Raw genomic sequence first — 21,556 nt, 5'->3', positions numbered from 1 at the left:
TTTTAAAGTCTATTACCGCACTGGTTATTTTAGATATTTTAAAAGTAGCATCTCTATGATTAAAAATATCAATGCAAAAATAACAAAGCTTTTCCAAAGCTCATTGCTTTGGCTGGCTAGTTTTAGCTCATTAAAATAAGTGTTTATATCCTGGTAAATATGTATGTTTTTTGCATTTTCGGGGAGAAAATACTCCAAATCACTTTCGTTTCTGGGGGCATTAAAGCTAAGGTAAGCTTTTGGATTTTTATTGTATTCTACGGTATAATTCCCGGATGGGACTTCCAGTAAATCTGTACTTATAACTACCGTGTTACCAAGAGATCTTTGCTTAGGTATAAAATCTATGTTTTCTGAAATAACACGAACAACCTTATCTTTTTGGGCATCGATTGGAATTCTAATTTTTTCATTTTTACCCGTTTCGTAGTATAAATTTGGACTTTTAAAAGCTTTGAGCCCTATATTGTAAATTACAGGAACTATTAAAGGTGAATTTCTGAAATTGGAATTTTTCTCATTAAGGGCTGCTGCAAATAGAAAAACTCCGTTTTCTTCTACTAAAAAACCCGAATTATCCTGAAAAGAAATAATTTTATTTCCATTTTGTATTTTATGATACGTTTGCACCTTAGGATAATCAAAATTCTCAACTTTTTCCTGGAATACCCCCTGAAGTAACGGATGGTCAAAAGCCAATTCGGTGATTAGGGCTTCTCTTGTTTTTACTTCAGAATATTGGGGAGCATTCAACCTATTAAGAAAGCTATTATAAGAATTAAGATTACTATTAGTTGATGGAATAACTACCAGTGGGACCGCATTACCATGTAGGTTGGTTAAGTTTGTTTGTAACGGCCCTGAAATAGATTCAAGTTCATTCAAGATTATAAGATCGGCAGTGTTTAGTTTATTAAAATCAAGCTGATCTTTTTTAAATATTTCAGTAATAAACTCCGGCCCACTAAGAATACGCCTCAAGAAAGTTGCTTCGGCATTTTTAGTAATAATCACCACTTTAGGAGGCTTAGGCTTATTCAGGCTAAAAAATAAGCTATTGTCATAATCCAAAGAAGCATCTTCAATTTTAATAACACCATTAGGGATTTCAACCTGATTAACTTTAAAGTTTGCGGTTGCAGTGTCAGCCTTCTTAAAGTTTACCGAAGTTTTTGCCAAAAGATCCTCACCACTAAAAAGGGTAACACTTTGGGGGCTATTGAAATTACCGGTGCTGCTTAACAATACCCGAAAATCAATTTCATTCACTTCCCGATGCTTAATGTACATAGAGTCTATACTAATATTTTCTGTGCTTTCTGGAAATACAGGTATAAAGTGATAAGTGTAGCTTGTATCTAAAGATTTATTTATTCCAAGGTTTTTTTGAAAGTCTGAGATAAAAATAAAATCTTTTTCGCGTATAGAATCTTTAAATAATTGCGATGCTTTTAGTTTAAGAGTATTAAAGTCTAAAGGCTTTTGGGTGAATTCCAGGTTTTGAAGCGTAGAAGTTAAATTTGATGAAGTAAGATTTTTAAATTCTTCATTATGGGTAAAAAGGTTTAGCTCTTGCTCTTCTGGAAGATTCTTTATTAAATCCCGAATAGCTGCTGTAAAGAGTTCACCGTCTTTACCGCCGGCCTGCATACTGTAAGAATTATCCAGGAAAATTACTTTTTCCCTTGAACCTGTTTTTGGGTTTTTAGCAGGAAGATAAGGCTGGGCAAACGCTAAAATTAAGAAAGTTAGCAACAATGTTCTGCAAGTTAATACCAGCCATTTCTTTAATCGTGAGCTTTTTCTGGTTTGACGAATAACTTTTTTCAGGAATTTTACATTTGTAAAATCTTCTTTTTGAAATTGACGTAATTGAAATAGATGAACAGCCAACGGGATAAGTAGCAAAAACAGTGCGTAAAGAAGTTCCGGCTGTTTAAATTCCATAAGGTTTTAAAAAGTTTTTCAAATATAGGAAATGGAATTTAAGCTAAGGGCGTTTAATCTTGAATTTAAAAGTACTGCCTTTACCTTTTTTAGAAATAACATCTATATTGCCTTGCATTTGCTCTATATGCTTTTTTACAGTAGCAAGACCAATTCCGCTACCGGGATTACCATCCCTATCTTTTACATCTAATGTAGTAAAGAGTTTAAAGATCTTTTTAAAATTTTCTTTTTCTATTCCATTGCCATTATCACTTACTGAAAAACAATAGTGAGTGTCTGTGGTTTCAAAACCAATATCTACTTTTCTAATAGTTTTACTGTTGTATTTTAAAGCATTGTTTATAAGGTTCATGAAAACCTGGGTAAGTGCGGCCTTATTCACATTTTTTAAAAGTTCGCTATCTGGGTATGTAAATTCTACCTTTTCGTCCCAGCTGTATAAATCAGTAATTTTTTTAAGTAGACCGGGAAGGTGTACGTCTTCAAAATCTTTTTCCAAAATATGATCGCTACGGTAAAATTTTAAAATTCCGTCTACATAATTGCGAAGCGAATAAGAAGATTCTACCAGAAAATCAAGATACTGTTTGCTTTGCTCATCTAGATTTTTTTTGTTTTCTTCCTTTAGTAATTCTGTTAAAGAAATAATATTGGCTAAGGGTGATTTGATATCATGGGAAACCAGACTGGCAAATTTTTCAAGTTCTTTATATTTCTGTTTTAATTTGCGCTGAATATGTTGCAGTTTTGTTTTTTGCTTTCTACTCTCAAAAAGATTCATACACTGGTTAGCTAAAGCCAGTAATGATTTTTTTTGTACCTGATCTAAACTTCTAATTTCTGTGTCAAAAATGCAAAATACAGCTATTGCGTGGCTATTCTCGCTCAGTAAAGGCACACCGGCATAGAAATGGTATTCCTGTGAGTAAATCGCTTTGGCTTTTTCAAAAATTATGGGTTGCTCTTTGCTATTAATTATTAAGATTTTTTTCTCGGCCCAAATGGTATGCTCACAAAAAGTATTTTCTCTGGATATCCTGTCTTGCTGAGCGCCATAAATAGATTTGTACCAAATCTTGTTTTTACCAATAATACTAATTTTTGCTACTGGAACCCGGCATATTTGTGCTGCTAAAAAGGTTAGCTGGTCATAATCTTTATCTTCTCCCGAATTAAAGATTGCATATTCAGCAAGAGCTGCCCTACGTGATTTTTCTTTTGAAGAAATATAGTGTTGCTGCATATCTTTTAAAGGTTATAACCTATAAGATAAAAAATCTTTCCCTCTATTAAAAGGATAAGTTTTATGAAAGCTTTCGTCTAATGGAAAAATTAAACCTGGTGCCTTTACCAATTTCAGACTCTATATTTAAATTTCCACCTAAATTGCCAACCAGTCTTTTTACCGTAGACAATCCGATGCCATTTCCTTTATTACCAGAACGATCACTTTTAGCTACAATGGTAAAAAGTTTAAAAATATCTTCTTCTTTTTCCTTCGGAATCCCAATCCCATTATCTTTTACGCTGAAATAATAAAAATCGGGAGTTTGCGAGAACTCAATATCAATTATAATTTTTGGCTTGTCATTATACTTAAGGCTGTTACCCAGTAGGTTTAAAAATATTTGTTCTAAAGCCGCCCGGTTAGAACTAATTATGGTGTTATTTTCCGGTAGGTTTATTATACAATCTTCGGTAATATTTAGAAGGTCTATAATTTCCTCCAATAACTGATGAACATCAAATTCTTCACAATTTGAGGCAGCAATACTATCGCTTTCGTAATGGTCTAGAATACCATTTATGTAGCCACTAAGTCTTAATCCGGCTTGTTTTAGGTTTTTTAAATAAGATAAACCTTCAACTCCTAGCTTTTCACCAAATTTAGCTTTAAGAATATCAGCAGTTATAATCATGTTTGCCAATGGCATTTTCATATCATGAGAAACGACACCTGCAAAGTTTTTTAGCATAGCATTATGGTCGTTCAATTCTTTTTTTACACTCTCCAGATAATCATTTTTTCTTTTTAGCTCCAGAAGAATTTCAACCTGTTTGGCAAGAGATTTTAAAGCCTTTTTTTGATTTTCATCCAGTTTGTTGGGTTTGGTATCTATCACGCAAAGTGTGCCTAATGGCATCCTGTTAAAATCCTTTAAAGGCATGCCAGCATAATAAAGAATAGGCTCATTTTTAGCAAGTACAAACGGATTGTCTACAAAACGTTTATCCAGTCTTGTATCCTGAACCTCCATTAAATCTTCCGGATTTAAAATTGCATGGCTACAAAAAGAGATATCACGTTTCGAGGAGCATAATTCAGTGCCATACTTAGACTTAAACCATTGCTCGTGTTCCCCAACCAATGAAATAAGGGAAACCGGTGTCTTGCATATAAAGGAAGCTAATTGTGTGATATTATCAAACTCCTCCTGGGAAGGACTATATAAAATATTAGCATCCTGAAGCGCCTTTAGACGTTGACTTTCGTTCTCAGGAATTGCCGGACTTAACATAAACTATATAATTGAATTGAAACAAATTTAACTAATTTAATGGGTTTTGTTAAATTTTTATTAATATTTTTCAAAAACTCCTAAGCCAAATAGAGCAAAGTCATATTTCACAGGATCAACAGCATCAAGTTCTCTTAATGAACTATCCAGCTCAGTTAAAGCTTTTGCATCGTTGGCCTTACGTTTTAAAAGGTTTAACTTACGTGCTACATTCCCCGAATGGACATCTAAAGGACAGCTTAATTGTGAAGTATTAAGTTTTTTCCATAAACCAAAATCTACTCCCGTTTTATCATTGCGTACCATCCAGCGCAGATACATGTTAATTCTTTTGGCTGCCGAATTTTTGAGGGGATCACTCACATGTTTTTGTGTTCTGGGCTCATGTGGAATTTCAAAGAACTTTTTTTTGAATTCGTGTATGGCCGGTTGCAGCGAATTTTTTTCAGCATTTTTCGTAAAAACATTTTCCATCCCACCATGGTTTTTATAGATGTTTTGCAAAGCTGAAATAAAAAATCTCAGATCTGTTTCGTTAAAGGTGCGATGCACAAAGCCAGATAGGTTTTCGAGATCATTTGTTGAATGATTTGAAACAAAATCATACGGACTCTGGTCTAGCATTTCCATTAACCGATGGGCATTTTTAAGAATACTCTTTCTATTGCCCCAGGCAATTGTTGCGGTAAGAAATCCGGCAATCTCAATATCTTCCTTTTTACTGAACAGATGTGGAATTTGTATTGGATCTGTTTCAATAAATTCCGGAGTATTGTATTGTTCGGCTTTGAAATCCAGAAAAGACTTCAGTTCACTTTTCTTCAAGTCTATTAAATTTCTTTTTTATCAATAATTTTCCCGTCCTGCATGGTGATTTTTCTATCGGCCATATCCGCAAGCTCCTCGTTATGAGTTACGATTACAAAAGTTTGCTCAAACTCATCCCTTAGTTTAAAAAAAAGCTGATGAAGGTTTTCGGCAGATTCTGTATCTAAATTTCCCGATGGTTCATCGGCGAAAATAACTGAAGGATTATTAATAAGTGCACGGGCTACCGCAATACGCTGCTGTTCACCACCACTAAGCTCTCCCGGTTTATGATTAGCTCTGTTTTTAAGTCCCAGGAAGCCTAAAAGCTCCATTGCACGTTCTTCGGCAATTTTCTTTGGTGTATTGTGAATATAAGCCGGGATACAAATATTTTCCAGTGCAGTAAACTCAGGCAGTAGTTGATGAAATTGAAAAATAAAACCAATATTCTTATTTCTAAATTTAGATAATTCCTTTGAAGAAAGTTGATAAATATTGGTATCGTTAATTTTAAGAGAAGAGGCTTTATTTTTCTCTGGTTTATCTAAGGTTCCTAAAATTTGAAGTAAAGTTGTTTTACCGGCTCCGGAAGCTCCTACTATGGAGACAATTTCACTTTTCTTAATATGGAGATCAAGACCTTTTAATACGTGAAGGTCTCCGTAATACTTATGAATATTCCTGGCTATAATCATTTGTTGGCTTAATATCAAAATTAAAAGCCCCTGCCGGGCTTTAAGAAATCAAAATAACGCTAAGACTACTATCTTTATTATCTTATTTACGTTTGTTTTAGAATTGGTGAAAATTAGCCAAATTAAGCAGAATGCCCAAGCTAAGAATAGAATATGTTTTGATATTGCTATTTTTTTCGTGTGATCTTTTTAGAATGGAGTTTCCATGCTAAACTTTCAATTATTTAATTTCAAGTCATCTGTTTTTCTATGAAAGGCAGATAGTATAATTTTGATGAATTCAAGTAGATTGATCATTTTAGGTATTAAAGATGATTTTAAATGAATTAAGTTAAGATGCTTATTTGTAAGCACTAATACCATTAAATTAAAATCAAGTTAAATCTACTATTTCTGTTTATTAATTATTTAGATTTGCTAAACAAAATTAAGCTATGAATTCAGGAAATTTAGAAGTAGCAACTTTAGCAGGAGGTTGTTTTTGGTGTACCGAAGCTGTATTTCAACGTTTAAATGGAGTAGTGGAAGTAGTTTCAGGTTTTACAGGTGGAAATATTAAAAATCCTGCTTATCGCGAAATAATAACTGGCAGGACCGGTCATGCCGAAGCAATTCAAATTAAGTTTAACCCACAGGAAATAAGTTTTCAGGAATTGTTATATGTTTTTTTTGCAACACATGATCCTACCACGCTTAATCGGCAGCAAAATGATGTAGGCACGCAATACAGAAGTGCTGTGTTTTATCATTCAGAATCACAAAAAGAGCAAGCTGAATCCATAATTGCTGAACTTGACAAAAAAGAGGTTTTTACAAATAAGATTGTTACAGAGGTTACCTCGGCAAAAGAGTTTTATATCGCCGAAAAAGAGCATCAGAATTTCTATAATGAACACAGAGATCAACCCTATTGCCAATATATAATAGACCCTAAAATAAAAAAACTAACCGAAGTCTTTTCAGACAAATTGAAATAATAAAAATGGCTTATAAATTTAAAGAAGAATATAATATTGAAGTTACCGGTGGCCTTCAGGAAAATTACAAAAATATCCTTGAAGGTATTGGAGAGGATGTAAAGCGCGAGGGAATTGAAAAAACACCAGAAAGAGCGGCCAAAGCCATGCAATTTTTAACCCAGGGTTATAAAATGGATGCTGAAGCCATCTTAAAAAAAGCCATGTTCAAGGAGAGTTATGATGAAATGGTAGTGGTAAAAGATATTGAGTTGTACTCTATGTGTGAACACCATATGCTACCGTTTTTTGGAAAAGCCCACATAGCTTATATCCCTAACGGCCATATTGTAGGTTTAAGTAAGTTACCAAGGGTGGTAGATGTTTTTGCAAGAAGGTTACAGGTGCAGGAACGCTTAACCCACGATATTTTGGAGTGTATAAATAAAACAATGAAACCAAAAGGAGTGGCTGTGGTTATAGAGGCAGTACACATGTGTATGATGATGCGTGGCGTACAAAAACAAAATAGTGCTACAACAACATCTGGCTTCAGAGGGCAATTTGAAAAAATAGAAACCAGAAATGAATTTTTAAAACTCATTAGCTCAGATTTAAAATAGAGAATTGGCACTTTATTTGCTTTATTAACTTAAAAAGCATTTAAAATGAAATTATTAAAAGATAAATTATTTGTAAAAAGCCTTGCGTATGACGCGATAGGGATGATTACTGTGGCAATTCCCTTAATTGGGCCGTTTCTGGATTTAGTATGGGCTCCATATGCTGCAAAGAAAATGGGAGATATGTACCCCGGTAAAAAAGGAAAAGTAGCTTCGGTATTGGTTTTTTTAGAAGAAATTCTTCCAGGAACCGATATTATACCAACATTTACCCTTATGTATTTTTACACATTTGTTTGGAAAAAGAATAGACACTCGCAACCTAGAACTATAGAAGTAGAGAGCTATTAAGATGCTTTTAACGTATTATAAAAGAGGCTAATATTGGCCTCTTTTTTTATTTCTAATTATCAATACTTACTGGCCTAAAGAAGTTAAAACTGTGTTATTTGAAAACTTTTTAACTTTATTATCAAGTGATTACTACGATATTGAAAATGTAAATCAATACTAAGTAATAAAACAAAATTATGAATAATCAGGTAATTGAAAAGGGGATAGTGTGGCTTAAGAGAGCCGTTATTTATAAAGCAGGAAAAACAATTCTCAGGAAACCTGCCGGTGTTCTTGCCGTTGGTGCGCTAGCTGCCGGTGCGGGCGTTGCTGCTTACAGCTACTTTAAAAAAGATCATAAAAAGAATTTAACCCATATAGATGATATAGAAAATAATAACCCCGAAATAGAAGGAAAAAAGAAAATCGTGGTATAAAGAAGATTTAAAAGATTAAAAAAAGCCTTGCAATTTTAAAATTGTAAGGCTTTTTTTGTTTCAATTCAAATATTTTCAATTTATAAAAATTCTTGAACTCGAAACTTAGAGCATCCAGTTAACCGAAACTGAAATATTTCTTCCAATATTTGATATACGGTCTGGTTTTAAACGGGATAGATGCGAAATATAATTTTTATTTAAAATGTTATTTGCACTAACTCCAACTCTTATTTTGGTAGAGTTAGCGGAGAACTCTCCTCCAAATCCGGCTCCTAGCAGGCCATAGCCTCCGGTTTGGGTTTCGAAGGCACTAACATTATTTTGATCAAAAACATTTTTTAAACGTACAAACGCATATTTACTGTATACTTTTTTTACCGGGTCTTCAAACTCTACCCTAAAAGTATTTGTAATAGAATTTGCAGGAATTAAAGGTAGGTATTCTCCATTGCTTCTTTTACCGGTAACAGTTTCAAAACTACTTTCCAGGTGTAACCAGTCTAGTGGATGCGGATGAATATGAAGCCCTATTTCGCCTCCGTATAATTCAGCATTGTTTTGTGTGTATTGAAAAACAGGGTTTTCGTCTATTAATTCTCCGGTAGGCTGTAGATAAATATAGTCTTTAATAGTGTTGTGGAAGCCATTAACAAAAGCTTCAAAATGCTTATTTCGCCATTCTAAAGAAAGGTCCAACTGAAAATTTTGTTCGTTTTCCAGGGCATTATCCCCAACCTCATATCTATTGGTGCCGTGGTGAGAACCATTAGAAGTCAATTCAGATAGGTTTGGAGCGCGAAACCCGGTAGCCAAATTTAAACGGGCGCTAAGTTTACTTGTAATATTATATTTTGCCCCTAAAGCACCATTAATACTTTTATATGAATTATTTAAGGCTGCAATTTCACCACTTTCGTGCTCGTGTTCCTCTTCGTGCTCTTCTTCCATATGTGCTTCTTCATGAGCTTCTACTGCTTTACTATCAATATTTCTCAAATCATACCTAATTCCGCCCTGAAAATCCCATTTTTCAAAATGCAAATGGGTAGTGGCAAATACGCCAAAATCTGTTGTGGTGGCGTCAGGAATTAAAAGTTCTTCTCCATAATTGGTATTGGTTTGGTACATTCCCTGAACTCCTATAATTGTTTCAAACTTACCGGTTCTTGGTAGATTATATTTAAGGTTATAGTTTAAAGTTTCCAAATGCATTTCTAAAGCAGGGTGATCTTCACCTTCCTCCTCGAGAGCATGTTCTTCACCTTCTTCCGTGCCGTGCTCTTCTTCATGGTGATGCTCTTCAAATTCTTTTCTGTTATTATATTGATAACCTACTTTAATATCCAGACTTGAATTTTTAAAATAAATTTTATTGTCTAAACTTACAATATGGTTATCTATTTCCTGATAAGGAAGGAGAGGGTCTTTAGCTGTAGATTGTGCACCAATTTCTTCGGGTATTCCAATTTTAGATTTATTAAAGTTATACCTTAAATCGGTTTTAAATTTAGCATCCTGATAGCCAATCCCCGCTTTAAAATCGGTTTCATTAAAACGGGTATTGGTAACTCTTTTGCCATTTCCCGTTTTATAATCGCTATGAGTAGCGTAACCTCCACGCGCAAGAAACTTTAACTTTTCTCCCGAAGTTTTTGCCATTAAACTTCCCTGGTAGCCTTGTGTATTGCTAAAATAGTTGACATCTGCTTCGGCGTTGGTTTTGTTTGCAGCGGCATAACGTTCAGGGTTTAAGTAAAGGACCCCGCCAATGGCATCGCTGCCATAGAGTAGGGAAGCAGGACCTTTTATAACCTCAACACTTTCAATTCCTTTAGAGCTTATTCCTAGTCCGTGCTCGTCTCCATATTGCTGGTTTTCTAACCTCACTCCCTGGGTATATACCAAAACGCGATTAGAGCTTAAGCCCCTTATTACCGGTTTTCCAATACCCACGCCCGTAGTTAAGCTTTCTACCCCGGCTATCTGAGCAATTCCATCACTTAAGGTAACGGCGCCTTTTTGATTTAAGTCTGCTATATTTTCTCGTTCTACCCGCATTACATTTTCACTTTGTAATTGATGAAAAGGAGTAGACACGATCACTTCTTCCATTTCTATAGCCGATTTTTCCAGTGCGATATTTAAATTAGAAGTTTTAGGAAAATTCAATTCTTTAGAATAGGTCGCAAATCCTATAGATGAAACCAATACTTTATATGTTCCATTGGGAATATTAGCGATACTAAAATTTCCGTCCATATCACTCATATCGCCTTTATTGAGTTCAGGAAAGTAAATGTTGGCACTAAATATAAGTTCTCCGGTTGCAGTATTGATAATTTTGCCCGAAAAAGTATTTTGGGCATATATAATAGGGGTCACTGCTATGAATAGCAATGAGAAAAGTAAACTTTTCATATAAAATCTTTAAATAATTATACTTCTAACAAATAAAAAACGAAATGTTAGGCAGGCATAGGCGGGCCGCGAAGCTCAAACGGAAGCCTTTGATAATCACTTAAAAATTGGTAAAAGTCGAAAAATTGTTTTTTTACATGCTTCTCATCGAAGGTTTCAAAATTAATGAAGCTTGCAATGAGAGCCGGATTGTTATTGAATGAGTGTAGCTCACAATCAATACTGGTTGCATGAAAATGTTCATCGGCATAATTATCGCATAATTCATGACCGTGGCCACTAAAAATATGCGAAAAACTTAAAGCCGAAGGCATTAATAGCATCGCCGCAATTAGGCAAACAAATATGTGTTTAAATAATTTCAAATCTTACTGTTGAAACAATTTTGAGAGACCTAACCTGCTTAACATCTTCTTTTGAAAAGCCCAAAAGAATGTAAACTGGCCAAAGATCCAACCAAAACTAACCAATAATACCTGATAGATAGGGAAAATGAGTAAAATTCTAACACTCCAATAAACAGCCCAGTGAGAAGTAGTTTGATAAATACCTAAAAAATTACAAAGGGGCTCGGCTAATTTAGCCGATACAGATCCTGTGATCGCAAATACTATAATAATTATAAATATTTGCCAGTTAGAATCTATACCCCAACGCTTTTTTAATTTATTCATATGGCAAAAATACTAAAAGCTTCGAAGAATTAAAATAAACATTGTTAAATGCGCGTAGGTACTGAGAACCTTTGATTGTAATGTCGACTAAAGTATACGAAATAATTGTAGAGTAAATAATTAACTTCGTAACCATAATCTATTGAAGGATCGTAGTTTATTTCCTGAAGATATAGGTCTGGATTATAAATTTGAGGTTGTCTAACCCGTTGGTTGTATTCTGAAACTAATAATTGATTTTTATTTTCCAAATACTGTTGGGAGTAATAGCCCTCTGGTTTGGCAACGGAATTTATAAATAAATTAAAACCGGGCTCAATAATAATAATTTCATATTCTAAACTATCGTTTGCAATACGTACGGTATCTTCATTGATTTGGGAATCGCCCAACTTTCTATTTTTGGTACTTCCACAACTGTATAAAAATAAACCTAATAATAATATGTAAATGAAGTTTTTCATTTTTGTTTTTTAATTCAATTTGTAGGCTTGATAAACTTTATAATTGCCTCAAATATATTCCGATTAGAATCTGTAAATCTTAATAAACGATAATTTTTATGCTTGTTTCAATGGGGTTAATTTAAAAGACCTATGTAAAAAATCTTATACATGCTTACAGGTGCTTTCCTTTATTTGCCGCCGAACATACCGCCAAGTAAGCTTCCGCCTTTTTTATTTTTACTGCCTAATACCATTCCTGCTACATCATCTATAACACTACCGTCTCCATCGGAATCTAATAAAGTTTCCAGGAGTGATTGGTCGTGTGAAGAGTTAGAACCCAACACCGAATCTAATAAACCAGATAGACCTGATGCACTTACATTATCTTTTCGTTTCTGCTGACCTAAAAGCCCCATAATAACCGGTGCTGCCATTTCAAGAATATTTTTAACCGAACTTTCGTCCATATTTAAGCTGGCGGCTAAGGTTTTGCTTATTCCATTTTGCTTAGCACCTAAAACATGACTTAAAATGCTACTGCCTTCCTGGCTGAGTTCTTCAGCTTCCCTATTTTCCAGATTGTTTAAAACATCTCCGTTATGCTTTTCACTTTGCAGTGCCTTATCCAAATTTTTGGTAGCTTCGGGATCCCTTGTGTTTCGCTTCATTGCACCGATAATTAATGGCAAAGCCATTCCAAGTGCTGTACTTACCTTTTCTTTATCTTCAGAAGTTTTTTCACTGGCCTTATTTACCAACTGTTCGCCAACTTGTGTCTTTAATAAATCTAATATAGAAGCCATATATTTTGTCTTTAATTAATTGAATTTACGGTTTTTAAATAATTTTATACGTTAAAGCTTTACTATATTCTATTTTTTGAAATACGAAATTATTTGTTGGGCCAGCTCTATACCTATACGATGTTGCGCTTCGAGGGTAGAGGCTCCTATATGTGGGCTTAAAGAAAGTTTTTCGTTCATTAAGAGCTTGATCGCCGGTCTTGGCTCAGCCTCAAAAGTATCCAGTCCTGCAAAGGCAACTTTTCCATCTTCTATAGCATCTAAAAGTGCAACTTCATCAATTACTCCGCCACGTGCTGTATTAATAATACCTACGCCGGGTTTCATGGCTTCAAACTCTTTACTACCTATTAGTGGTTCCGTTTGGGCCGGTACATGTAATGTTATAAAATCTGAATGTTTTATTAGTTCTTCAACAGGTTCTGTTTTAATTGGGATAGCTATATTTTGGTGATTGTAAAATTCTAAAGTAATATTTACTTCTCCCTCTTCTTTATCGCTAGCAATAACCTTCATTCCAAGGCCTAAAGCTATTTTAGCCACTTTACGTCCAATTTTGCCGAAACCTATAATTCCAAGGGTCTTTCCTCTTAGCTCAATTCCTGCTGAATAAGATTTTTTTAGTTCTCTGAATCGCGATTCTCCTTCCAGAGGCATATTCCTATTAGAATCAAATAAGCTCCTAACTCCGCTAAAAAGATGAGCAAAGACCAATTCGGCCACAGAATCTGAAGCTGCAAGGGGAGTGTTTATAACTTTAATTCCTTTGCTCTCGGCATATTCAACGGCTATATTATCCAGGCCAACACCAGCTCTACCTATTAATTTTAAATTCTTACAGGCATTTATGAGCTCTTTATCTACGGTAGTTGCGCTTCTAACCAATAAAACCTGTATTTTTTTTGAATTGATATATTCAGCTAATTGTTCCTGGGCTACCTTAACAGCTATTACTATAAAACCTGCATTTTCAAGTTGTGTAACACCTTCTTCGGAAAGTCCGTCGTTTGCAAGTATTTTTATATTTTCAGTTTTAGTTGCGGGCTGTTTAAAAAAATCTTCAGGCTTCATAGGTTTATAGTTTAATCCCTTGCACGGGAATATGAGACAGGTTTATGCTTATTTATCCTGTATAAAATTATATTAGTCAATAGTATATTGGCCTAATAAAATGGTTTTTAAGATTGTTCTTCTAGTTTTTTCATGGTATTAACAAGTACTTCTACACTTTCTATATCCAGTGCATTGTACATAGAGGCACGGTAACCACCTACGCTTCTATGTCCATTAAGTCCATTAATACCAGCTTCTTTCCAAAGTTTATCGAAAGCCTCTTTTTTACTTTCGTCTGTAAGATTAAAAGTAGCATTCATTATAGAGCGATCTTCTATTTCAGCAAAACCTTTAAACAAAGGATTACGATCTATCTCTTTATATAAAAGCTCGGCTTTTTCAGCATTTCTTTTTTCCATAGCTGCAATTCCGCCGTTCTTTTTAATCCATCGAAGGGTTAGAAGAGAAACATAAATGGCATATACAGCCGGGGTGTTAAACATACTGTCTTTCTCCAAATGCACCTTATAATTTAGCATAGATGGAATTTCACGCTCTACTTTTCCTAAAATATCTTCTTTGATTATTACCAGGGTAGTTCCCGCCGGTCCCATATTTTTTTGGGCCCCTGCATAGATAAGATCAAATTTTGTAAAGTCTAATTCCCTGGAAAATATATCGCTACTCATATCGCAAACCAGTGGCGCATCAACTTGAGGAAAGTTTTTTATTTGGGTGCCAAATATGGTGTTATTGCTGGTGCAATGAAAATAATCTACTCCTGCTGTAACTTTATAATCTTTAGGGATGTAGTTGAAGTTTTTATCTTTTGAAGAAGCAACTTCAATTACTTCACCAAACAGCTTAGCTTCTTTTATAGCTTTAGAAGACCAGGTACCCGTATTTAAATAGGCTGCTTTCTTATTTAATAGGTTATAAGCAGTCATTAAAAATTGCATACTTGCACCGCCCTGCAAGAATAGCGCTTTATATCCCTTATCTTTAAGTCTTAAAAGTTCCAAAGATAGGCTTCGAGCCTCTTCTATAACTTCTACAAAGGCAGGGCTTCTATGGGAAATTTCCATAATAGATAAGCCAGATCCCTGATAATCTAAAATACCATTGGCGGCTTCTTTAAAAACTTCTTGCGGCAATATACAAGGACCGGCGCTATAATTATGTTTTTTCATAGTTGGTTTAAAAAAGAGGGTTAATCTATTGAGATTTATCTTGAATTTATTTGATTACTTTAAATCTAAAGTTTCAGCTTTCCTAACTTAAATTTTTTCTAAAAATTGTAAAGTATCTACTCCATCGGCGTATTCCCATAACCTGGGGTGTTGGGTTTGTCCAAAACCTACTTCGGTTTCATTACCAACAACACATTGTAGTTTGTCCTGATGCTCTTTGAGGTTTTTTTGAAGCTGGGCTTTATTTTGGTATTTTTCATAAAACAAGGTTGCGATGGGGGAGCCAAAGCCTTCATCTTCTTTTAAAATAAGAAAACCATTCTCTAAAAGTTTAAATTCACTCATTAAATACACCGCTTTGTTATAATCGTAATTATTGGTGTATTTTGCTGAGTTGAGTAAATTTTTCCAGGAATAAATTGCTTTAAAAAAGTCATCAAAATTGTAATTTTCAGGGACATATAATTTCGATACATTTCTGCAACCTAATCCAAAATACCTGAAAATATCTTCTCCCAGGGCCTCCAGCTCAGTTGTACTTTCTTTACCGGTAAGTATGGCAACCGAGTTCCGGTTTTTTCTAATAATACTAGGCTTTCCTTTAAAGTAATATTCAAAATAACGTGCCGTATTATCACTACCGGTAGCGATAACGGCATCAAAACTGCCTAGCTTGTCTTCAGTAAATTTTATTCTGTTTTTAAATTCGGGAGCGATATCTATTAAAAAACTGGCAATAACCGGTAATAATTGCTTGTCGTTTGAAGACTGTTTCACCAGTACATTATGTCCTGAAATTAAAACCGAGATAAAGTCGTGGAATCCAACCAAAGGGATGTTTCCTGCCATTACAATGGCTACGGTTTTTTGTTTTTCTTGATTAAACGTATAAGGTTTTAGCCAGGTTTCTAAATTATTTGGGGTTAAGGCCTTGCTCCACTGTTGAAGTGAAAAAACCACATTTTCACGGGTAAACCAACCATTATAATGAATAGCCTGATCTATTTTATCATTTAATTCATTAAAAAATCTTTCGTTTTGTGGTGTGATTTTTATTGAATCACTAGAATTGTCTCCAAATAGGCTCAAGAATTTTCCTACTTCAACAAAATATGATTTTCTTTCTTCGATTGTCATTTCCATATTTGGTTATGATAGCCAATGGCTTTAAATTTGTAACGCGAAATTAAAACTTAAGCAGGCAAACTCCTAAAAATACCTGGGAAATACCACATAAGTTTTACGTTTAATAATTTAGAAAGAAATAAAGCTATGGCAATTGTTATAACAGATGAATGCATAAATTGCGGAGCCTGCGAGCCCGAATGCCCCAATACGGCTATTTATGAAGGTGCAGACGATTGGCGTTATGCCGATGGCACCGATTTAGAAGGAAATATAGTATTACCTAATGGAAAGGAAGCTGATGCTAATGAGGCTCAAGAACCTATTAGCGATGAGATTTATTATATCGTACCCGATAAATGTACAGAGTGTAAAGGTTTTCACGAAGAACCACAGTGTGCAGCGGTTTGTCCGGTAGATTGCTGTGTTCCCGATGATGAACATGTAGAGAGTGAAGAAGAATTACTTGGGAAACAAAAGTTTATGCACGAAGAGTAATAAACTTATTTGCCGAAAAGTAGAGACTTAACTACTATTGCTTGTCTTGAAATTCGATAATTTTTTTATTGGCACTGCCAAAGATGATATTACCCCAAGGCTTGCCTGGAAATTAAAGTTTGTTTCTAACAAATGCCTCCTGGGCTTGGCCTGAGGTAGTTTAATTATTTTCTGACGGGAAAACCTCCGTACAGATTAATTAGATACAATTTTAAAAAAGATCCTGTTTTAATAAAGCAGGATCTTTTTTGTTTAATACCTAATTTTTTTTAGTGCTAGAAAATCTTTATTGGGACCTGCAAAGGGTGTAAAACCCGAGGTAATTTAATTGCTCAGTGGCTTAGACTAATAAATTAAAGTGAACTATTTTTATAAGTAAATTACCTTACGGCAATTGAACGAGATATTAAATGGCAATATTTTTTCATTTTGAGGCAACCCTGGAGTCTCGATGACTAATAGGATAAATTTCTTTTATTAAGTAAAGTGAATAACCGAATATAAACCGTTTCTTTTTCCTTAAGTAGATGAGTTTTTTCGTAGATTTTAAGTAATTTAAACAAGAAATAAACTTCATTTAAATATTAAGCCCCATAACTCTATTTATAATGATGAACCCCAGTCAATTAAAGGAGATATTTCATTCTTTTCCAGATAGCTGTCTATTGTTGCAACCACATAATGGAGAGTTTAAAATATTGGAAGCAAATCGGTCTTTTGAGGAAAAAACTGAAATAGCAAAACATAAAATTTTAGGGAACGATTTGTTTGAGTTTTTTGAAAAACTAAGCCTTGGGCAGAAGGGTTTTGACATACTTAAAAAATCTTTGGCCAAAGTTTTGGAGTCGGTAGAGGCAGATCAGATTTTGGAACTGGAGTATAAATCTCGTGATACTGAAACCGGTAGTTTAAAGACTAAAGTTTTGGAAGTAGATAATATTCCTATTAAAGATAAGCATGGGGTGATATTAATTTTACAGAGATTTAGAGATATCACTGAACTGGTTCTAGCCAGGAAAAAAGAGCAGACCTCATTAAAAAAACTTCAGGATAATGAAAGGTTATTAGAAGAGACCCAGGAAGTTGCCCAAATAGGTAGTTGGGTATTTAACCTGGAAAGTCAGACGGTATACTGGTCCAGTATGGTAAAACAGATTCATGAGGTGCCCGAAAATTTCAAGCCAAAATTGGAGGTTGCTATAGATTTTTATAAAACTAAAAGAGATCAAACTAATATAAGGAGCGCTGTAAGGAAGGCAGTAGAAACAGGGGAGGAGTTCGATCTTGAATTAGAAATTACTACCGCAAAAAAGAATGATAAATGGATAAGGGCTACAGGTAAACCAGAATTTAAAGAAGGTAAATGTGTTCGGATATATGGGGCTACACAAGACATTACTTCACGTAAACAGGCAGAAACAAGACTTAAAAATATAAACAATAATATCCCTGGCGTTGTTTTTAGGTATAAGCTAAAACCTAATGGGGAAGATGAGCTAATATATGTAAGCGAAGGTGCTATAGATCTTTGGGGAATTTCATCAAAAGATGCAGTTAGGGATAATGATAAAGTATGGAAGCTGGTTCATGAAGAGGATATGGATGAAATTAGACGAAGCTTTGAAAATTCATCTAAAAATTTAAATTTATGGTCTCACGAGTGGCGTATAAAGCATCCTAAAAAAGGTATTAGGTGGAACAGAAGTGTTGGTTCTCCTAATAAGTTTTCTGATGGTAGTGTAATTTGGGATGCTATAATTATGGATGTTACGCAAGAGAAATTAGCTTATGATATACTTCAATTAAACGAATCCAGACAGCGAAATTTATTAGAATCACAAACCAACTATGTGATTAGAACCGATATTGAAGGGAATTATACTTATTATAATAAAAAATTTGAGGAAGATTTTAATTGGATCGCAGAAGGAGGTGATTTACTCGGTAAAAGTTGCTTAACAACAGTTATAAAGAAAGATCATGAAAAACTAAAAAAAACTGTAAGTAAGTGTAAAGAAAATCCAAACCAAATATTTCAAATAAAGTTAGAAAAAGCGCGAAAAGACGGTAGCATACGAACAACACTTTGGGATTTTGTAAGCTTAACAAATTCAGAAGGTCATCCTACCGAGATCCAATGCATTGGAATAGATGTTTCTGAAAAATACAAAACTGAGCTTGAGCTTAATAAAACCAAAGAAAAATACCGTAGCTTAATTCAAAGTATTCAAGGTGTTTTTTGGGAAATGGATGCTGAAACCTTTGAGTTTACTTTTGTTAGTCATCAGGTTACCGATATCTTAGGCTATGAACCGGAAGAGTGGTATCATGATGCTTCTTTTTGGCAGGATCATATTCATCCGAAAGACAGGCAGGAAGCGGTTCAATTTTGTCTTAATCAAACAAAAAAAGGCCAAAATCATAGTTTTGAATATCGAATGCTCAAAAAAGATGGCACTTATCTATGGTTGAGCGATATGGTATCGGTAGTCAAGGAAAATGGGAAAGTAAGATGGTTAAGAGGAATATTGACAGATATATCTCAAAGAAAACAAATAGAAGAGAAGCTTCATTTAAGTGAAAAACGTTTTAAAAGTCTTGTTCAGGATGGCAGTGATCTGATAGCTGTATTAGATAAGGATGGAGGGTATCACTATGTAAGTCCAACGTCAACCCATGTTCTGGGATATAATTCAGAAGAAATCAAGAATAAAAATGCTTTCGATTTAATTCATCCTGCCGATGTGGACCGGGTAAAAGCAAAATATAATGAGGTGCTTTTCCAAAAGAGAGTGTCGATTAAGCCCTTTAGGATTAGGCATAAAAATAATACCTGGTTATGGTTGGAAACCACCCTGACAAACTTATTAGAGGACTCTTCTGTTAAAGGTATAGTTTCTAATGCCAGGGACGTTACCGAAAAGAAACAATTTCGTGAACAGGAGAACCTGGAACGTGAGGTTTTGGAAATGAATTTTAACAACGCTTTTCGCTTAACTAAAATTCTTAATTTTTATTTAGAAAACCTGGAAAAAATAAACTCCAATACTTATTTCGTAATACAAAAAGTTGAAAAGAATAAACTATTTAATTGGGCTTCAGGAGCTATACCTTCTAAACTAAGTAAAGCATTAAATGGGCGTGAAATAAACGATAGTACAGAAATATGTGCTTTAGGTGAGAATGGGAAATCACTAATTTCAAAAATTGATAATGCAGTAGATTCTAACCTAAAAACCTTGGCAAAAGAAAATAAAATCGATTCTTGTTGGTCCTATCCCCTGGTTGATATAATGGGAAACACCATGGCGGTTTTGGCTGTTTTTTACAAACATGACCCTGAGCCTAATAAAATTCAGGAAGAAAGAAAGATTAGTCGCTCTATAGGTTTATTACAATTAATTATAGAGTTTCAACTTAATGAAATTGCTTTGAAACGCAGCAATCAATTGTATGAGTTTGTTAATAAGGCCACCGAAGATGCGATGTATGATTGGGACATCCCAACAGATGATATACAATGGGGTGATGGGTTTTATAAGATGTTCAAATTTCAAAAACAGGAAGAAAAGTTTCCTTTTAGTAAATGGCTATCATCAATACACCCTGAAGACGTAGATGAAATAACCAGGGGCTTAGAGATCACCCTCAAAAATAAGAATACAAATAAGTGGTATGCAGAATATCGTTTTCAGACTTCAGCGGGTAATTTTCTTGATATCATTGAAAATGGCTATATCATTAGGGATGAATCGGGGGAGGCTAAAAGAATGATTGGGGTACTTAGGGATCTTACAAAATTAAGGGTTTACGAAAAGGAGCTGGAAGCAGCTAACGAAAGGTACCATTATGTTACCAGGGCAACATCTGATGCCATTTGGGACTACAACTTAATAGATGAAAGTGTAATTTGGGGTGCGGGTTTTGAAAAATTATTTGGACATAGCCTTAAAAAATTACCACCTAATTTAAGTGTTTGGTATGAAAATATTCATCCCGATGATCGTGATAGAGTTGATATAAGCCTTAAAAATGCTATAAATGATGATAGTGAACTGTGGGAAGAAGAATACAGGTACAAGAATATTAGCGGACAGTATTTAGATGTTTTTGATAGGGGATTTGTGGTTAGAAATAACGGGGAAGCAATTAGAATGGTAGGGGCAATGCAAGATATTACCCGTAAAAAGCAATATGAAATATCTCTTGAAAAGTTAAATTCAGATTTAAAGAAGAGAGCTAAAGAATTGGCTGTTTCGAATGCAGAACTAGAACAATTTGCTTACGTAGCTTCTCATGACCTTCAGGAGCCTTTGCGCATGATAACCGGATTTCTTACGCAATTAGAAAAGAAATACGCTGAAGTGTTAGATCAAAAAGGATTGCTTTATATAGATTTTGCCGTAGATGGAGCAAAGCGCATGCGCCAAATTATCCTGGATCTTCTTGAGTTTTCAAGGGTTGGTAGAACCGAAGATAAATTAGAGGTAATTGATATAAATGAGATAATTGATGATGTAAAGCATTTATATAGAAAAAAAATTCTGGATAAAAAGGTAAAGATCATAAACGCTAATCTACCTTTAATCAAAGCACCTAAAAGTCCGGTTAGACAAGTGTTTCAGAACCTAATTGGCAACGCGATTAAATATAGCAAGGAAGGAATAGCAGCCGAGGTAAGCATAAAATTTAAGGAAACTAAAGATTATTGGGAATTTAGTATAAAAGATAATGGTATTGGCATAGATGCAGCATATTTTGAGCGTATTTTTGTTATTTTTCAACGCTTGCATCATCGCGAAGAATATTCCGGTACAGGAATGGGATTAGCGGTAACCAAAAAAATCATAGAAAATCTTGGTGGTAAAATATGGTTGGAATCAGAAGAAGGAACGGGTAGTGTGTTTTATTTTACTATATCGAAGAATTTTATTGAAAATTAACGTTAATTCAATGTTTTTGTGTGTTTTTCTGTAAAATTACATTGATTTTATTTAGCGATAATTATTAATATCTTTAC

General features: G+C 34.4%; 19 protein-coding genes. 6 read left to right on the top strand and 13 right to left on the bottom strand.

The window, feature by feature from the left end:
- Window positions 1-24: 24 nt before the first annotated feature.
- The 5 genes from I6U49_RS00765 to I6U49_RS00745 all read right to left on the bottom strand — a co-directional run bounded on the left by I6U49_RS00765 (window position 25) and on the right by I6U49_RS00745 (window position 5,974).
- Complete coding sequence (locus I6U49_RS00765) at window positions 25-1,947, bottom strand: BatA domain-containing protein (RefSeq protein ID WP_198627205.1); 1,923 nt, start codon at window positions 1,945-1,947, stop codon at window positions 25-27.
- Between the two features lie 43 nt (window positions 1,948-1,990).
- Complete coding sequence (locus I6U49_RS00760) at window positions 1,991-3,193, bottom strand: GAF domain-containing sensor histidine kinase (protein ID WP_198627204.1); 1,203 nt, start codon at window positions 3,191-3,193, stop codon at window positions 1,991-1,993.
- 61 nt (window positions 3,194-3,254) lie between these two features.
- Window positions 3,255-4,469 carry a GAF domain-containing sensor histidine kinase gene (locus I6U49_RS00755; RefSeq protein ID WP_198627203.1) on the bottom strand — a complete coding sequence of 405 codons (1,215 nt, stop codon included), beginning with the start codon at window positions 4,467-4,469 and terminating at the stop codon, window positions 3,255-3,257.
- 60 nt (window positions 4,470-4,529) lie between these two features.
- Complete coding sequence (locus I6U49_RS00750; protein ID WP_198627202.1) at window positions 4,530-5,294, bottom strand: TIGR02757 family protein; 765 nt, start codon at window positions 5,292-5,294, stop codon at window positions 4,530-4,532.
- A 5-nt stretch (window positions 5,295-5,299) separates the two neighbouring features.
- On the bottom strand, window positions 5,300-5,974 hold the full coding sequence (locus I6U49_RS00745; protein WP_198627333.1) for an ABC transporter ATP-binding protein: 675 nt from the start codon (window positions 5,972-5,974) through the stop codon (window positions 5,300-5,302).
- Window positions 5,975-6,408: 434 nt separating this feature from the next.
- Between I6U49_RS00745 and msrA the strand changes: the two genes are divergently transcribed.
- From msrA to I6U49_RS00725, 4 genes are all read left to right on the top strand, one after another.
- Window positions 6,409-6,951 carry a peptide-methionine (S)-S-oxide reductase MsrA gene (gene msrA / locus I6U49_RS00740; protein ID WP_198627201.1) on the top strand — a complete coding sequence of 181 codons (543 nt, stop codon included), beginning with the start codon at window positions 6,409-6,411 and terminating at the stop codon, window positions 6,949-6,951.
- 5 nt (window positions 6,952-6,956) lie between these two features.
- Window positions 6,957-7,553: a GTP cyclohydrolase I FolE gene (gene folE, locus I6U49_RS00735; protein ID WP_193709598.1), complete on the top strand. Its 597-nt coding sequence runs from the start codon at window positions 6,957-6,959 to the stop codon at window positions 7,551-7,553.
- 45 nt (window positions 7,554-7,598) lie between these two features.
- Window positions 7,599-7,904, top strand: a complete 306-nt coding sequence (locus tag I6U49_RS00730) for a hypothetical protein (protein WP_198627200.1) — start codon at window positions 7,599-7,601, stop codon at window positions 7,902-7,904.
- Window positions 7,905-8,083: 179 nt separating this feature from the next.
- The gene (locus tag I6U49_RS00725) at window positions 8,084-8,323 is read left to right on the top strand and encodes a hypothetical protein (protein WP_198627199.1); all 240 of its coding nucleotides are present in this window, start codon (window positions 8,084-8,086) and stop codon (window positions 8,321-8,323) included.
- A 105-nt stretch (window positions 8,324-8,428) separates the two neighbouring features.
- Here the strand turns inward: I6U49_RS00725 and I6U49_RS00720 are convergent, their stop codons facing one another.
- From I6U49_RS00720 to I6U49_RS00685, 8 genes are all read right to left on the bottom strand, one after another.
- Window positions 8,429-10,744 carry a TonB-dependent receptor gene (locus tag I6U49_RS00720; protein WP_198627198.1) on the bottom strand — a complete coding sequence of 772 codons (2,316 nt, stop codon included), beginning with the start codon at window positions 10,742-10,744 and terminating at the stop codon, window positions 8,429-8,431.
- Window positions 10,745-10,791: 47 nt separating this feature from the next.
- Entirely contained in the window at window positions 10,792-11,109 is a 318-nt protein-coding gene (locus tag I6U49_RS00715; RefSeq protein ID WP_198627197.1) for a hypothetical protein, read from the bottom strand.
- Between the two features lie 3 nt (window positions 11,110-11,112).
- Window positions 11,113-11,418, bottom strand: a complete 306-nt coding sequence (locus I6U49_RS00710; RefSeq protein WP_198627196.1) for a DUF6787 family protein — start codon at window positions 11,416-11,418, stop codon at window positions 11,113-11,115.
- Between the two features lie 44 nt (window positions 11,419-11,462).
- Complete coding sequence (locus I6U49_RS00705) at window positions 11,463-11,882, bottom strand: DUF6146 family protein (protein ID WP_198627195.1); 420 nt, start codon at window positions 11,880-11,882, stop codon at window positions 11,463-11,465.
- A 170-nt stretch (window positions 11,883-12,052) separates the two neighbouring features.
- The gene (locus tag I6U49_RS00700; protein WP_198627194.1) at window positions 12,053-12,670 is read right to left on the bottom strand and encodes a DUF937 domain-containing protein; all 618 of its coding nucleotides are present in this window, start codon (window positions 12,668-12,670) and stop codon (window positions 12,053-12,055) included.
- Window positions 12,671-12,739: 69 nt separating this feature from the next.
- A complete protein-coding gene (locus I6U49_RS00695; RefSeq protein WP_198627332.1) occupies window positions 12,740-13,693 on the bottom strand; it encodes a D-2-hydroxyacid dehydrogenase in 954 nt (317 codons plus the stop codon).
- A gap of 155 nt (window positions 13,694-13,848) precedes the next feature.
- The gene (gene serC, locus I6U49_RS00690; protein ID WP_198627193.1) at window positions 13,849-14,913 is read right to left on the bottom strand and encodes a 3-phosphoserine/phosphohydroxythreonine transaminase; all 1,065 of its coding nucleotides are present in this window, start codon (window positions 14,911-14,913) and stop codon (window positions 13,849-13,851) included.
- 87 nt (window positions 14,914-15,000) lie between these two features.
- Window positions 15,001-16,050, bottom strand: coding sequence for an acyl-CoA reductase (locus I6U49_RS00685; protein WP_198627331.1), 1,050 nt, complete (start codon window positions 16,048-16,050; stop codon window positions 15,001-15,003).
- 135 nt (window positions 16,051-16,185) lie between these two features.
- Between I6U49_RS00685 and I6U49_RS00680 the strand changes: the two genes are divergently transcribed.
- Together I6U49_RS00680 and I6U49_RS00675 are read left to right on the top strand one after the other, a co-directional pair.
- A complete protein-coding gene (locus I6U49_RS00680; protein WP_193709589.1) occupies window positions 16,186-16,536 on the top strand; it encodes a 4Fe-4S dicluster domain-containing protein in 351 nt (116 codons plus the stop codon).
- Window positions 16,537-17,144: 608 nt separating this feature from the next.
- Window positions 17,145-21,479, top strand: a complete 4,335-nt coding sequence (locus I6U49_RS00675; RefSeq protein ID WP_198627192.1) for a PAS domain-containing protein — start codon at window positions 17,145-17,147, stop codon at window positions 21,477-21,479.
- Window positions 21,480-21,556: the final 77 nt, after the last annotated feature.

The sequence above is a fragment of the Salegentibacter maritimus genome, assembly GCF_016236915.1.
GTDB classification, from domain to species: domain Bacteria; phylum Bacteroidota; class Bacteroidia; order Flavobacteriales; family Flavobacteriaceae; genus Salegentibacter; species Salegentibacter maritimus.
This window is presented reverse-complemented; position numbering and strand designations above follow the sequence as displayed.